Here is a 14811-nt window from a genome sequence, read left to right on the forward strand (position 1 = left end):
TGATTCTTAACAGTTAACTTATGCATTAGCATTGTTAAAATCACTCACCCAAACGTCATTGCGAGGAACGAAGCAATCTCTAAAAAGGCAGAGTGGCTTTGCAGATTCGCCCTGTACAACATAGAGTTTGCTTCGTCGTATCTACTCGCAATGACGGCGGGGAAAATGTGCCAGGTAATCAAATCTCGCAGATCATTAACCAACTCACCCATCGTCATTGCGAGGAACGAAGCAATCTCTACACAGGCAGAGCGGCTCTGTAGATTCGCTCTATATAGCATAAAGATTGCTTCGTCGTACCTCCTCGCAATGACGGCGGGGTTAGAGGTTAATTATTAACGAACTTACTTTCGTAACTCAATGACATAGTGGCGCAGCCGCCAGGCACATTCGCCCAGCATAGCATAGAGATTGCTTCGTCGTACCTTTTTACTTTACAATCTCCAATATCGGCAGTCCAATATTACCGTTCGGGGTTTGGATGTGCAATAGAGCCGCTATGGTAGGCGCTATGTCCGTCATGTGGATTGAGGCGTTGGTATGGCCATGCGGAATCCCCCAGCCCATAAATACCAGCGGGATGTGTGTATCGTAAGGGTTCCAGGTGCCGTGCGTGGTGCCGGTGGTGCCGTGTCCGTCAAACCAGCCTGGTTTTAAAATAATTTCAATTGCGCCGCTGTGCTCGGCGTTATAGCCGTTTATAATACGCAATTTTAAGGCTTCGGGTACATTGGCGGCTTGTGCGTTCTGGTTATCAACTACGTATTCAACACCGTCTTGCTTCTGTAAAAATTGGATGCAATCTTGCTTAATAGCGTACTCGCTTATTTTTTTATCGGCTATTACCCGGTTGTTTAAATTAACCTGGTAATTCATCAGGCTAAGTACCAAATTATCGATACCGTATTTTTTTGCTAAAATACTATTCAATTCTTTTTGAATAGCTGTAGTTGGCCATACACCAGCCGGAACACCATGATCTGTTAAAAAAGTTGGGTTATGGGCGGCACCATGGTCGGCAGTTAAAAACACGGTATAGTTCCCTTTACCTACAGTATTATCCAGGTAGGTAAAAAAGCTGCCCAGATCGCGGTCGAGGCGCAAATAAGTATCTTCCGTTTCAACCGCATTAACGCCGAACTGGTGGCCAACATAGTCGGTTGAGGATAAGCTCACCGCTAAAAAGTCGGTCACTGTATTTTTGCCCAAATGCTCGTTTTCAATAGCGGCTTTGGCCATGTCCAGGGTAATAGAGTTACCATAAGGAGTACTGCGGATTAAGCCATAACCCTTGCTCATCATCTGCGATGTTTTTACGGGCATGGTAGGCGCGTCCATCCCCGGAAATTTACCTTCGTATTTGGGGCTGTTATCTTCTGTACTTTGCTGATAGGTGTTGATAGGATAAAGTGTGTTCCAATCCTGCTTTAAATATTTATCGGCCAGTTTTTCATCGTTAAACTTCTTTACCCAGGCTGGCAGGTCATTCATATAATAGGTGCTGGTTATCCAGTTGCCTGTAGCATCATCAAACCAATAAGCAGCGTTGGCGGTGTGCCCGGCGGGCAAAATTCCTCCCCGGTCTTTCAACGCGATGCCGATTACTTTCGACCTGAAGTTTGTGGCCAGCCTCAACTCATCGGTAACAGTGCTGGTAAGCAAATTGCGTGGCGACATTTCTCCCGCCCTTGATGTGCTGCCCACGGTTTTAACGGTAGTATCTTCGGTGCAATACATCGTTTTGCCGGTAGCCTGGATAATAAAGTCATTCCCGGCCATGCCGTGTATAGACGGAACCGAACCCGTGTAAATACAAGTATGCCCGGCAGCGGTTACGGTTGGGATATAATCCAGGTTGGTATTATCGCATGTAAAGCCATCGTTCAGCATGCGCTTTAAACCATTGTTCTGGTAACGGTCGTAAAACCGGTAAAGGTAATCCCAGCGCATTTGGTCAACCACAATACCCACCACCAGTTTAGGGCGAGGTATGGATGTTGCCGCAGGCGCGGTAACTGATTTTTTTGTTTGTGCCGATGCGGCCAAAGTTAAACCCGTGATAAGGGCTGCAGAGAGATATTTTAATTTCATTGTGAGCTGTAAAATCCAAATATCAGCAATACAATTCAAATGTAATGTGATATTTCCGTTAACATTCGCCAGCTTAACTCGCAAAGGTTAGTACCGCATGCTGGCTGGCGGTATGGATATCGCGCCAAACCCGGTTTATCTCGGATGAGGGCTTAGCTGCCTCCAGGCCGCAGTAAGGATACAGCTCATTAACTACCTGGCGGGCACTTTTGGCCAGCTTGCGGCTTGTATCACTTACACTTTGTAAATTTTCGGCCTGGTTGGCCGTATCGCCATCGGCATAATTTAGCCACGACCTGTCAACCGCTTCATAAAAGGTGTTCCGGGTATCGTTCAGTTGATGTACAGCCTGTTCAAATACCTCGTTCAATTCGCTATCCTGTGCCTCTGTTAAGTTTTTGTTAACCCGCTTGGCGGCAAATGTGGCTTTACAAAGATCAATAAAATGAATGGCCATCCCCGAAATATTAACCGCGATGGTGGCCTCAGCCAATTGCAAAAAAGGATAAGCATACTGCGGCTTGTGGATCATCATAAAATCCGGATCGATCCTGAAACTGCGGCTGGCCGGTACCCAAACCTGGTTAACTTCAAAGCTATGGCTTCCTGTTGCCACCATGCCCATATAGTTCCAGGCGGGTATCACTTTAACCTCGTCTTTTTTAAATACAAAAGGGATAATCAGTTGTTCGCCTTCCGGGTTTAAAACAGGCAGTCCGTTTTGCATTATCCGGCAGTTGGCGGTAAAATGAGTGGTGTTTAAAGCGCCGCTGGCATATTTCCAGGTGCCGTTAATGATGTAGCCATCTCCGCTGATGGCGGCTGTTCCGCTTGGGGCACCGCTTCCGGCCAGACAGGCGGTACGGTCGGCAAATATTTCCACGGCCAGTTGTGGGTTTAAAAATCCCGCGAACCAGGCGGCGCCGCTACATAGGGTAGCAACCCAGCCCAGGCTTCCATCGGCCCAACTTAAGGCTTCTATCAGCCGTACCTCCTGATTCAGATCAAGCTCCAGGCCTCCGTATTCCTTAGGTGTGATGATGTTGAACCATCGTTGTTGGTAAATGAGCTCTAATTGCTCCGGTAATAATTGCCGGGCCTGCTCGGCAGCATCGGCAGAACCGCGGATGGTATCGATCCAGTTTTGCTGTAATATATTTGAAGGATGTGATGTGATATGCATAGTAGTATGATAGCTATTTGTGTTTTAGCGGAATGTAAAAAGCAAGCTATTGAACAATGGCCGGAACCAGTTCAATAGCTTGTTTAGACAAGTTTTCCGTTTTTAAAAGAAAAATAATAGATCAATATGTTGCCGGCGATTTCTCTTTGTTATAAATCTTCCGCCAGTCAAAAAAGCCCCATATCGCCACAATAAATAAAAACGCGGTAAGCGCGGCAAGCATGGGGAGCTTTTTGTAAAACAATAATGGGATGGCCACTATGTTTGATATATTTAAGATAACCCAGTTCTCGATTTTTCGTTTTGCCAGCAGCCACATGCCCGCCCATCCGGTTGCGGCTACAAAAGCATCCAGCGCGGGTACGTTTGATGGGGTATACGTTTTTAATACGTAGTATAAAAACACGCCACCCACAATGATGATCACCATGGTAACCACCCACTCCCGGGCTGTGGAGTAACTGATTTTAACCGGGGGCTTATCGCTCTTTCTCACCCACAGATACCAGCCGTAAAAGCTCATCACCAGGTAATAAACATTCAACAACGATTCGGCATAGAGCTGAACATCCAGCAGCAGGTAAATGCCAAGCACCGTACCCAGAATGCCCATTGGGTAAAGCCAAATATTATTTACCCTGGCCAGTAAAACTTCGGCAACGCCAAAAGCTACAGCCAGCCATTCAATCAGGCTGGTGTGCTTCATCTGTTCTATAAACAGGTTGTACCAATCGTGCCAGTGCATTTTAAAAGGCTAAACTAAGTGAGGCCAAAAAGTTACGCGGTGCCTGCGGATAATAGTAGTTGTAGTTATACACTGTACCGGCATCAATTTCAGGATAGGTAGCGCCATTGGCTTCGTACTTTTTGCTGAAAATGTTATTCACCAATAGAGCTACGCCTATGTTTTTAACAGATTTAACCTTGAAGTTATAGCTTAAACGCATACTGTTGATGAAATAGCTGTTTAACGATCTGTTCGGGTTAGCGTCGCCCGCGGCGTATCCTATAAATGCCCCGTTGGAGGTATTGTCCAGGTATTGCTTACCAACATATTTGCTGATGAAGGCTATCTCGCCACCCTTAACCGGGATGAACGACAGCTCGCTCGAGCCAACAAACGATGGCGAAAAAGCGATGTCGGTTTTACCATTGTATTGAATACTCACGATATTGGTTTTGTCATAATCATTCGGATCGTAGTGATTAACCAGGTATTGGGTAAAGTTTTTAACCTTATTGGTGCTCAATGCCGCAGTTGCTGCCCAGTTAAACCATTTGGTAATACGCAGCTTGCCATCAAACTCCAAACCGGCGCGGTAGCTATCGTCAACATTCTGGCGTGTTGCTTCGCCAACATCGTTCAACTGCCCGGTTAGCACCAGCTGGTTTTTATACAACATGTAAAAGCCATTAATGCCAGCCGTAAAATCAGACTCCCTGATGCGGTAACCAACTTCCAGGTCTTTCAAGTTTTCGGGCTTAGGGCGGCTATCGGGCGTGGAGTTGATATAATCCTGCCTGTTGGGTTCGTGATTAGCTACCGCGATGGAGGCGTAAACATTACTTGCGGTATTAAGCTGGTAAGTGATACCCACCTTTGGGTTAAAAAAATCGAGGCTCACCTGTTGCTGAACGTTGTTCAGGTTACGGTCGAAACCCAAGAACGAGTAACCCAGGTGGCGGTATTGCAAATCGGCAAATAAAGTAAAGTCGTCTACGGTGTAATTAACTTTTCCGAAGATATTAAAGTCGGTTTTTTTAGCATCGTTACGCGAATATTCATAGTTGGGAGTTGCCGTGGTGGTTTGCTGTGTCCACTCAATGTTATCATAGTGCCTGCCCTTATACTCGTTATAAGCGCCGCCCAGTATCAGGTTAAACTCCTTTTTAGGATGATAGTTTAAAGAATAGGTTAGGCCGTAAAAATCGTTATCTAACCAAAGGCGGCGCACCAGGTCGGTTGTGTTAATGGTTGTGCCACCAACGGTTACGGGTGTTAAGTCATAGTCGGCTACACTCTGGTCCATTTTATACTCCTCGTAATAACCAAAACCTTTGGTGTAGTGCAAGGCACCGCTGAACGATAGGTTGTCGGTAATTTTTTGATCAACCAGTAGCTGCGCATAATTTTGTGTGTAGTTATCGGTTTGGTTGTAATAGTAACTGCCATCAGGCATTAAGCCAAGCTCATTATAAGTACGGTTACCGGCATTCAAAATATCTTGCGGCACACCATCCCAGGCCTGGTAGGTTTTTTCGTAACCGGAGAAAACGTTAGCCCGGATCAGTGTATTTTTACCGTAATAAGCGCCGCTAAAAAAATAGGATTTGAGGTCGGACGAGGCGCGGTCGATATATCCATCGGATTTGATGCGCGATAAGCGGCCGTCAAAGGTAAACTTACCATCTATCAAACCTGTACCCAGGCTCAGCGTATTTTTAAGCGTACCATACGAGCCTGCGGAGTTGTTAATTTCGGCATAAGCGCTATCGCGGCGTGTGGTAGTTTGGATGTTGATACTGGCGCCAAAAGCTCCCGCGCCATTGGTTGATGTACCTACGCCGCGCTGTATCTGGATGTTATCAACAGAGGAAGCCAGGTCGGGCAGATCGACAAAATAGGCGCCCTGATCTTCAGCATCGTTTAATGGTATGCCATTCAGGGTGATATTGGTACGCGTACCGTCCGATCCGCGAATGCGGATCCCGGTATAGCCAATCCCTGTACCGGCATCGGAGGTAACTACAGCCGATGGTGTTTGATTAAGCAAAAAGGGCAGATCCTGTCCGAAATTATTTTTCTGCAGATCCTTCTTGCTCAGGTTGGTAAAGGTGGTAGGGGCATTGTTGGATGCACGTGTGGCGCTCACCGTTACCTCGTCGGTAATCATGTTGCTTTTAGTTAATTGAAAATCGCGATCCTGGTTGCCGCTTACGCTGATGGAGGCTTGAGCCAGTTGGTAACCAATGTAAGTTACCTTAATGGTATAGCTGCCTGCTTTAATATTTTTAATGCGGTAATTGCCTTTACTATCGGCAAGGGTGTTTAAGTAAGTATTTTCGATACTTACGGTAGCGCCGGGCAAGGTTTCGCCTGTACGCTGGTCGGTAATCTTTCCGGATACGGAAAACTGGGCCGCCGCCACAAAAGGCAGCATCAGGCCACTAATGGCCAATAATAATTTTTTCAATGTGTGTTGAATTAAATTGAGTTAAACCATCTGCCCGTCAGGGCGAACAAGCAGTACACTTAACTATTTTACCTCTCCCTCCGCCGGCATTACCCGGATCAGGTGCATGTTTCAGTCAATAGTCGGCGGTCAATAGTCGTTAGCCCTTTTTATCGGACTCAAGACTTTTTGACTCAAGACTTTGTACTTAAACAATGGGTTTGATCTCAGCCTGTCTTTCAGTTTGGTTAAAACAATTTGCAACTTGTTTTATCTTTCCAAAGCAAGGCACCCCTTGAGAATTATGCTGCAAATATAGAAATAGATTTGATAAATGGGGAATAGGGAGAATTATGGAAGATGAGAAGGTAAAATGGGATAGGTGCTATAAGATAGGTGACATTGGATGGAAAGGGTAAAAAATGAAAGACTTATATTCTCTTCAGTTCTTTTAAACTGCTTTCAGATTGCTATAGGATGAAATTGGATGCCTATTATTTTAGCACTTGCTTATAGTGACTTCTTCTTTAGTCAGTGCGCATATTTTGCTCCTATAATCATTATTCTTAATTTAGAACATCGGCCCGCTCAAACGCCGCGGGAAGGGCTTTGTTCTTTTTGTCTTGATACAAAAAGAACCAAAAAAATCAAGACTGCCCGATCCTTCCACCCACAGGCCAGCTCCCGGCCCGGCGTGCAGTCTGGCCTTTGCCCGCTTCCATCCGCTACACCAAATAACCAATCGACATCAAGCGTCCCCGCTATTTTTTCCGGTAAGATCTCTTTCCGAGCGATAAGTTTACGGCAATCTGTTAATACGCAAAGATTCAAAAAAGTGGCGGCCCCGTGCGATTCCTTCCCTTGGGAAGGTGCAGAAAGGGGTCTATACGCCTGGCTTTACGTCGTCCCCATTTTTTTCGTTTAACTGGGCCCATTACTTATGAATACTGAAAGATATGCCCGACCGCGTTAGGGATTGCAACGTAAAGCCCGGAATGAGCGATAGCGAATGAGGACTTGCAGTGTAAAGGTACTGTCTTTAAAAACAAATAATATTTCATAAAAAATTAAATTAATTTTGTTGTTCAATGAGAGCTTCTTTTAGATGTTCATCAAGTGTAGCCCCAGGCATTGCCGGGGCTATTATTTTTTTATTATGATCGAATTTAGAGTCATATTTTTCGTTTTTCTTCCACAAGTAATACATCATCACCAGTAGCTTTTTTTGTACCGCTACATAACCTTTCATCTTGATCCTTGTGCGGTCATATACCCGCTCAAATAACTTTTGGAATTGAGGCTGATCATCCCGGACTGCACAGAATGCCGGCATATGTAATATCCGCCTGATCCTTGAATTGCCTTTTTTAGAAATTTTAGTTTTTCCTGTGTGCTTTCCCGACTCATTTTCTATTACATCATATCCTGCGTATTTGACTAGGCTTGCTGCATTGTCAAATAAAATGAAGCCATTGGTTTCCGCTGCTACAACGGCAAAGGATAATGTACCAAAGCCTTTAATCTCACAAATATTTTTGTGGTGCTGTTTGAGGACAGGATCTGATTTGATCACCTTAGCTATAATGTCTTCCATTTCTTTAAGATGTTTTTCAATCAGTCTTAAGGTGTTTTTAAGTTGTTTAATGATGTCTTTGTTTTGGAACTGGCTATGTTCGATACTATGGAGTTGATTAGCTGTAGCCGTGTGCATTTCATTAAGGTTTTGATGCTGGCGTGTATAGTCGCGAAGTGTGTATAGTTCTTTGCTTGGGGGTGTCCACAGTTGCAGTTTCTTCTCTGCACCTATTTTGGCAAGACCACGTGCATCTATCTTATCGTTCTTGGATCTGTTGCCGTCTGCCTGTAAATACTTTTTCGCCTTATTAGGTAACAGGTTACTAACATTCCTGTCCTTACCATTTAAAAACCAGGCAAGTTGCTCGTGATACACACCTGTGGCTTCCATTACAAAAAAAATAGGCAATGCTTCTTTACAATGACTTTTGATCCATTCTAAAAGTGATTGAAAGCCGACCTTGCTGTTATCAAATTTGTGACTGGCTTTTACTTTAACATCCTGCTGGTCGTTGATAACAGATAAGCAACAGGCAAAATCTTTCATGGAGATATCAATCCCCACAGAATACTTTAAATTCTTCATGCTTTACAAATTATAGTTATCATCAGTAAACCTCTTTTAAGTCTTTGCTCATGTTAATAGCTGATCAGGTGCGAAACCTGTCAATAGGTACTGTTCTGACTCTAAGAAGTAAAAAAAGGAGGGTAAGCCTTTCTCATCAACATCGTAATTACTACGTGTCCTGCCCGGACTCAAAGTGCCTCCTTTTATTCTGATTTATACAAATGTAAAGATATGAGCCCGGCCCGACGGAGGAGGGAAACGCCCAAAGCATTATGCTTAATAAATAGCTGCCCTAATTTAATCAGTGCAATCAAAAAAAATCAATCCAATCAGTGGCCAATCAATACGCCTATCTTTTAAAGAAAATGTTACTTTTGCAAACTTTATTAAATCAATTATGCTCAGAACTCACACTTGTGGCGATTTAAACATCAGCCATTTAGGCCAAACTGTTACTTTATGCGGATGGGTGCAAAAATCGCGCGATTTAGGCGGTACCACGTTTATTGATGTGCGCGACCGGTATGGTTTAACCCAATTGGTGTTTAATACCGATACCGACGTTGCTTTACGCGAAGTTAGCCGTGGGCTTGGCCGTGAGTTTGTAATTAAGGTTACCGGCAAGGTGGTAGAGCGTTCCAACAAAAACGCCAAACTATCAACCGGGGATATTGAAATTACGGTAGCCGAAATTGAGGTGCTTAATTCGGCCAAAATTCCGCCGTTTTTAATTGAGGACGATACCGATGGCGGCGAGGAGCTGCGTGCCAAATACCGTTACCTGGATTTGCGCCGTGCGCCGATACGCAACAACATGATCCTTCGTCATAAAATGGCGCAGGAAGTAAGAAAATACCTGGACGGGATGAACTTTATTGAGGTGGAAACCCCGGTACTCATTAAATCGACCCCGGAGGGCGCACGCGATTTTGTGGTGCCCAGCCGTATGAATGCCGGTGAGTTTTACGCTTTGCCGCAATCGCCGCAAACGTTTAAACAACTGCTGATGGTGAGCGGTTTTGACCGTTATTTCCAGATTGTGAAATGCTTCCGCGATGAGGATCTGCGCGCCGACAGGCAGCCGGAGTTTACCCAGATTGACTGCGAAATGTCGTTCATAACCCAGGAAGATATTTTAAATACGTTTGAAGGTTTAGCGCGGACCTTATTTAAAAACGTAAAGGGGATTGACCTGATTGATTTCCCAAGGATGCAGTATGCCGATGCGATGCGTTTATACGGATCGGATAAACCGGATGTGCGTTTCGGGATGCAGTTTGTTGAACTGAATGATATAGTTAAAGGTAAAGGTTTTGGCGTGTTTGATAATGCCGGCCTGGTTGTGGGTATTAATGCCAAAGGCGCCGCCGATTATACCCGCAAGCAATTAGATGAACTAACCGAATGGTTAAAACGCCCGCAGATTGGTGCTACAGGTTTGATTTACCTTCGTCACAATAGTGATGGCAGCTTAAAATCGTCGGTTGATAAATTTTATAACGAGGACGAACTGAAAAAATGGTCGGCAGCGTTTGATACCCAACCAGGCGACCTGGTATTGATATTGGCCGGGCAAACCGATAAGGTGCGTAAACAACTGAACGAACTCCGTTTAGAAATGGGAACACGTTTGGGCTTACGCGATAAAAATACCTTTGCCCCGCTATGGGTGCTGGATTTTCCTTTACTGGAATGGGACGAAGAAACCTCACGCTACCACGCCATGCACCACCCCTTCACTTCGCCTAAACCGGAAGATATTGCTTTGCTGGAAACCGACCCTGGAGCGGTACGCGCCAATGCTTACGATATGGTGATCAACGGTATTGAGGTAGGCGGAGGATCAATCCGGATCCACGACCGCGAACTGCAAGCGTTAATGTTTAAGCACCTTGGTTTTTCGCCGGAAGAAGCGCAAAAACAATTTGGCTTTTTAATGGATGCCTTTGAGTTTGGTGCCCCTCCGCATGGTGGTATCGCTTTTGGGTTTGACCGCCTGTGCTCTATTTTTGCCGGGCTGGATTCGATCCGCGATGTAATTGCCTTCCCTAAAAACAATTCGGGCCGCGATGTGATGATCGACTCGCCATCAACTATTGCCGACGCACAATTGAATGAATTAAAGATTAAGACGACCGTTTAAACATGAAAAAATATATCATTGCTTTATTAATTCTGGTTTCAGGATTATCTGCTTGTAAAAAAAGCGCAACCTTTGATCCCGCCAAACAAGCTATTGAAGATGATGCCACTATCCAGGCTTATCTGAAAGCCAACCCTTCCATCACGGCTACAAAAGATGCTTCGGGTTTATATTACCAGATTATTACGCCGGGAACGGGAAATAATCCAACCGGTAGCTCTACCGTTACCGTAAATTATACCGGGAAGCTGCTTGATGGTACTACGTTTGATACAACGACCGGCAAGAAATCATTAACCATTTCATTGAAAAGTGTAATTCAGGGATGGACGATCGGCGTACCACTGATAAAAACCGGTGGCCGCATCTTGCTCATCATTCCTTCAGGCCTGGCTTATGGCAATAGCAGTGCAGGCAGTATACCGGCTAATACGGTATTGACCTTTACTATCGATTTAATAAGTTTTAGTTAAAGTGGTTTAGCTGATAATATTTGGTTGAGGAGCATATAGCTTGTTGGTATCCTTCTCAATCAAACATACAGCATATGCAACCACACCCTCTTCGCGGCCAATAAAGCCCATTTGTTCGTTGGTGGTGGCCTTTATAGAAATATCTTCTTCGCTGATGGCTATCGCATCGGCAATGTGCTTTTTCATGGCCGGGATATGCGGATTAATCTTGGGTGCCTCAAGGCATACCATGGCATCGATGTTACCGATTCGCCAGTCTTTTTCGCTTAGTAGCTTGACCACTTCCTGCAATAATACGAGGCTGCTGATACCTTTCCAGCGGTCGTCGGTGTTTGAAAAATGGTAGCCTATATCGCGCAGGTTAGCAGCGCCAAGCAAGGCGTCGCAAATAGCGTGTAACAAAACATCGGCATCGGAGTGCCCATAAGCGCCCGAATGATGATCTAACTTTACGCCACCTAAAACAAAGGGATGACCGGCACGCAGCTGGTGCACATCAAAACCAAAACCTACTTTTATTTTCATGTATTATTATTTGCCACCAAATTTATACCCTAAGGAAAAACGAAGGGTATTAGCTAAGGGGCTCTGTTGCTGATCCGAGATCAGGTATGAGAAATCAATATCAATATCATTGTACTTTAACCCAGCACCAAGGGTAAGGTACTGCCGGTTGCCTTTATCCGGGTTTTCGTAAAAATAGCCTGCACGCAACGCAAATTGTTTGTTGTACCAGTACTCTAAGCCTGTGGAGTAGCTAATCTCTTTAAGCTCTTCGCTAAAGCCTCCGGGCGCATCACTGAAAGAGCCGAAAATGCCCGAAACTACTGACCGGTTATCATCTTTTCCAGAAATAATATTTCCGTTGGCGTCACGTATCGGCGGGGTTGGTACCAGCAGTTTATTCAAATCAAGCGCTAAGGTTACCTGGTTATACTCATCTAAAAACCAGGTATTGGCAGCGCCGATTTTTAAATTGGTAGGTAACGAATATTTTTGCCCGCCATCAGTATACCCAATTTTGGTACCGATGTTTGAAATGTTGGTGCCGAAGGCGAAGGTAGCATCGCGGCCAAACTGTTGCCCTTTACTGGTATAATATAATGAAACATCTGTTGCAACGCCATTTGCGGCTTTTATTTGCTGCCCCTCAACAAAGGCCCCGTTGCTTAAACTGGAATGGATATAGCGTAAGGTTAAACCCAGGGAAAAATTAGTACCGAATTTGCGGGCGTAAGATCCGTCGATTGAAAACTCGTTGGGCTGGTAGGTGCCCTGCGCACTTTGATATTGATCGAACAACTCGATGGTGCCTAAATTAAAATAGCGTAATGAGGCGCCGAAGGCATTCCTGTCGTCAATTTTTTTTGCGAAACTGAGATAAGCCAGATTAACATCGGGTAAAAGGTGACGCAGCCAAGGGCTGTAGGATAACGATAAACTGGTTTTATCTTCGATAAAAGCGAGTTTTGACGGGTTCCAGTAATTAGCGTTTACATCGGGCGATAATGCAACCCCGGCATCACCCAGCGCCCCGGAGCGTGAATCGGGCGAAACTGTTAAAAAAGGAACAGCGGTAGGTATGGCGTTGGCAGAACTGCCATTAGTATTGGTGCCGCCCGCACCTACTACCTGTGCTGCAGTTGTGGCGGGATAAAGCACAACAAACGCAACAAGATAGATGATTAACCGTATAAAATGTTTTGGTAGATTCATCGCCCTAATTTAGGAGTAATTTTTTTTAAATATATATTTAATAGTTACCTGATGCAATATACATAACGGATAATTTTTTGAGCTAAGCTTTCGCACAATTATTAAGATATATCACCCATAATAACTTTCGGTTTTAACGTTAATATGAGTGTAATTGTTAAAAAAACAAAAAATTTATCTGATTGGTGTATATTAGCGAAACCAATTATTTATACTTGTTTGATTGAACGAAGTTTTGTGAACCAATGAAAATGATTTTGACTGGGAGAGTTTTAGCGATATTGATAATTTGTGTAGTTTTTTCTGCTTGCCACCGTCCGCAACGGTCGGCAAAAACTGGAATGAAATATAATGACAGAACTAACGGAGGGTTTCAGGTTTTTAAAAATAAGCATCCGGCGCCGGGGCCTGGCCTTATACCCATTGAGGGCGGAACGTTTGTAGAAGGCGGTTCTGCCGATCAGGATGTTCAATACGATTTTATTGATAAAGCAAGACGATCGGTTACGTCGTTTTATATGGATGAAACCGAGGTTTCAAACCGGGATTGGCTGGATTACTTAACCTGGATAAGGATACACTATCCTGCCGACCGCGAACTGTATTATAATGCCCTTCCGGATACCCTGGTATGGCGCAGGGCATTGTCAGCCAATGAACCTTATGTTAATAGCTACTTCAGGCATACCGCTTTTCAGGATTATCCTGTGGTAGGCGTAACCTGGGAGCAAGCCAATGACTACTGCGATTGGCGCACCGATGCGGTGAACGAAACTATTTTAAGGGAAACTGGCCGCATTGCCGATTGGAAGACAGCATCTGAAGATGGGAAAAAAATCCCGGCTCCTTTTAATACCGAAATCTATCTGAACGGCCAGCTTCGCGGAAAAGATTACGATGGTAAAAAAATGCTTCCCGACCTGTCAGTTGGTAAAAAGGCTGATTCCAGTGGCAAAGCCACACGCCCCGTACGTGCCGAAGATGGTATTTTAAAAGCACACTACAGATTACCAAGCGAGGCCGAATGGGAGTACGCTGCCTTAGGTATTGTAAGCAAACAGGAAAATATTACAGAAGGCAAAATGTATCCCTGGAAGGGGATGGGCGTACGGTCGCCTAAGCGCCAAACCCAGGGTTTAATATTAGCTAACTTTAAACGCGGCATTGGTGATTACAGCGGCGTTGCCGGATCGTTAAACGATAAAGCTGATATTACTGCACCCGTTCGATCATACGAGCCAAATGATTTTGGCCTTTTCAATATGGCGGGTAACGTAAACGAATGGACTGCCGATACCTACAGACAGATACGCGAAGATGGTGACGACCTGAATCCTTTCCGTGGTAACCAATTCAAAAATACACGGATGGCCGATGCCCAAAAGGGAATTTTAGCGAAGGATAAATTTGGACACCCCATTTACGACCCTGCCAAGGGAGGTAAAAAACAAACATGGGCTGAGTTGCAGGGAAGCCAGAACCAAACCAAGATACCAGATCAAACTCAACCGGTATCTACCAGCAAATACCCTTCTACCATTGATGGTAAACCCTACAACCCCGACCAGCGCGGATATAACGATACCGTAAATACGGTGTTATATGGCCGTACAACCTTGGTGAACGACCGCTCGAAGGTATACAAGGGCGGATCATGGAACGATATGGCTTATTGGCTTAACCCGGCCACCCGCCGCTTTATGGATCAGGCCGACGCAAGCGCTGATGTTGGCTTCCGTTGCGCAATGGATATGGAAGGCGCGTCCGAAATTCATCCGGAAAATCAACCACACTTCAGGGTTAAAAAGCCTAAAAAGTACAGCCCTAAATGATATTTTAAAAGACATAAAAAAAAGAGCATTACGAAAATAATCCTCTTTTTTTATGGT

General features: G+C 44.8%; 10 protein-coding genes. 3 read left to right on the forward strand and 7 right to left on the reverse strand.

Features of this window, described 5'->3' with window-relative positions; all coding sequences use genetic code 11:
* Positions 1–429 precede the first annotated feature (429 nt).
* From pafA to MUCPA_RS19745, 5 genes are all read right to left on the reverse strand, one after another.
* On the reverse strand, positions 430–2091 hold the full coding sequence (gene pafA, locus MUCPA_RS19720; RefSeq protein ID WP_008508843.1) for an alkaline phosphatase PafA: 1662 nt from the start codon (positions 2089–2091) through the stop codon (positions 430–432).
* Positions 2092–2164: 73 nt separating this feature from the next.
* Positions 2165–3274 (reverse strand): acyl-CoA dehydrogenase family protein, encoded by a 1110-nt coding sequence (locus tag MUCPA_RS19725; RefSeq protein WP_008508845.1) that lies wholly within the window; start codon positions 3272–3274, stop codon positions 2165–2167.
* A gap of 121 nt (positions 3275–3395) precedes the next feature.
* Positions 3396–4019 carry a nicotinamide riboside transporter PnuC gene (gene pnuC, locus MUCPA_RS19730; protein ID WP_008508846.1) on the reverse strand — a complete coding sequence of 208 codons (624 nt, stop codon included), beginning with the start codon at positions 4017–4019 and terminating at the stop codon, positions 3396–3398.
* 1 nt (position 4020) lies between these two features.
* Positions 4021–6435 (reverse strand): TonB-dependent receptor, encoded by a 2415-nt coding sequence (locus tag MUCPA_RS19735; RefSeq protein ID WP_050982220.1) that lies wholly within the window; start codon positions 6433–6435, stop codon positions 4021–4023.
* Positions 6436–7519: 1084 nt separating this feature from the next.
* Complete coding sequence (locus MUCPA_RS19745; protein WP_008508849.1) at positions 7520–8608, reverse strand: IS110 family RNA-guided transposase; 1089 nt, start codon at positions 8606–8608, stop codon at positions 7520–7522.
* Positions 8609–8987: 379 nt separating this feature from the next.
* Here MUCPA_RS19745 and aspS point away from each other — a divergent pair, with 379 nt between their 5' ends.
* Both aspS and MUCPA_RS19755 read left to right on the forward strand, forming a co-directional pair.
* The gene (aspS, locus tag MUCPA_RS19750; protein WP_008508850.1) at positions 8988–10733 is read left to right on the forward strand and encodes an aspartate--tRNA ligase; all 1746 of its coding nucleotides are present in this window, start codon (positions 8988–8990) and stop codon (positions 10731–10733) included.
* A 2-nt stretch (positions 10734–10735) separates the two neighbouring features.
* A complete protein-coding gene (locus MUCPA_RS19755) occupies positions 10736–11206 on the forward strand; it encodes an FKBP-type peptidyl-prolyl cis-trans isomerase (protein ID WP_008508851.1) in 471 nt (156 codons plus the stop codon).
* Positions 11207–11212: 6 nt separating this feature from the next.
* Here MUCPA_RS19755 and ispF read toward each other — a convergent pair whose 3' ends face one another.
* Both ispF and porV read right to left on the reverse strand, forming a co-directional pair.
* Entirely contained in the window at positions 11213–11731 is a 519-nt protein-coding gene (gene ispF / locus MUCPA_RS19760) for a 2-C-methyl-D-erythritol 2,4-cyclodiphosphate synthase (protein ID WP_008508852.1), read from the reverse strand.
* Positions 11732–11737: 6 nt separating this feature from the next.
* Entirely contained in the window at positions 11738–12922 is a 1185-nt protein-coding gene (porV, locus tag MUCPA_RS19765; RefSeq protein WP_008508853.1) for a type IX secretion system outer membrane channel protein PorV, read from the reverse strand.
* Positions 12923–13167: 245 nt separating this feature from the next.
* On the opposite strand from porV, the gene MUCPA_RS19770 reads away from it, so the two are divergent.
* On the forward strand, positions 13168–14754 hold the full coding sequence (locus MUCPA_RS19770) for an SUMF1/EgtB/PvdO family nonheme iron enzyme (protein WP_008508854.1): 1587 nt from the start codon (positions 13168–13170) through the stop codon (positions 14752–14754).
* The last annotated feature ends 57 nt before the right edge of the window (positions 14755–14811 follow it).

The organism is Mucilaginibacter paludis DSM 18603 (assembly GCF_000166195.2).
Classification (GTDB): Bacteria; Bacteroidota; Bacteroidia; order Sphingobacteriales; family Sphingobacteriaceae; genus Mucilaginibacter; species Mucilaginibacter paludis.

Excerpts from the sequence above, each read along its gene's own strand:
- pafA (WP_008508843.1), bottom strand. The coding sequence starts at position 2,091 with ATGAAATTAAAATATCTCTCTGCAGCCCTTATCACGGGTTTAACTTTG.
- MUCPA_RS19725 (WP_008508845.1), bottom strand. The coding sequence starts at position 3,274 with ATGCATATCACATCACATCCTTCAAATATATTACAGCAAAACTGGATC.
- pnuC (WP_008508846.1), bottom strand. The coding sequence starts at position 4,019 with ATGCACTGGCACGATTGGTACAACCTGTTTATAGAACAGATGAAGCAC.
- MUCPA_RS19735 (WP_050982220.1), bottom strand. The coding sequence starts at position 6,435 with ATGCTGCCTTTTGTGGCGGCGGCCCAGTTTTCCGTATCCGGAAAGATT.
- MUCPA_RS19745 (WP_008508849.1), bottom strand. The coding sequence starts at position 8,608 with ATGAAGAATTTAAAGTATTCTGTGGGGATTGATATCTCCATGAAAGAT.
- aspS (WP_008508850.1), top strand. The coding sequence starts at position 8,988 with ATGCTCAGAACTCACACTTGTGGCGATTTAAACATCAGCCATTTAGGC.
- MUCPA_RS19755 (WP_008508851.1), top strand. The coding sequence starts at position 10,736 with ATGAAAAAATATATCATTGCTTTATTAATTCTGGTTTCAGGATTATCT.
- ispF (WP_008508852.1), bottom strand. The coding sequence starts at position 11,731 with ATGAAAATAAAAGTAGGTTTTGGTTTTGATGTGCACCAGCTGCGTGCC.
- porV (WP_008508853.1), bottom strand. The coding sequence starts at position 12,922 with ATGAATCTACCAAAACATTTTATACGGTTAATCATCTATCTTGTTGCG.
- MUCPA_RS19770 (WP_008508854.1), top strand. The coding sequence starts at position 13,168 with ATGAAAATGATTTTGACTGGGAGAGTTTTAGCGATATTGATAATTTGT.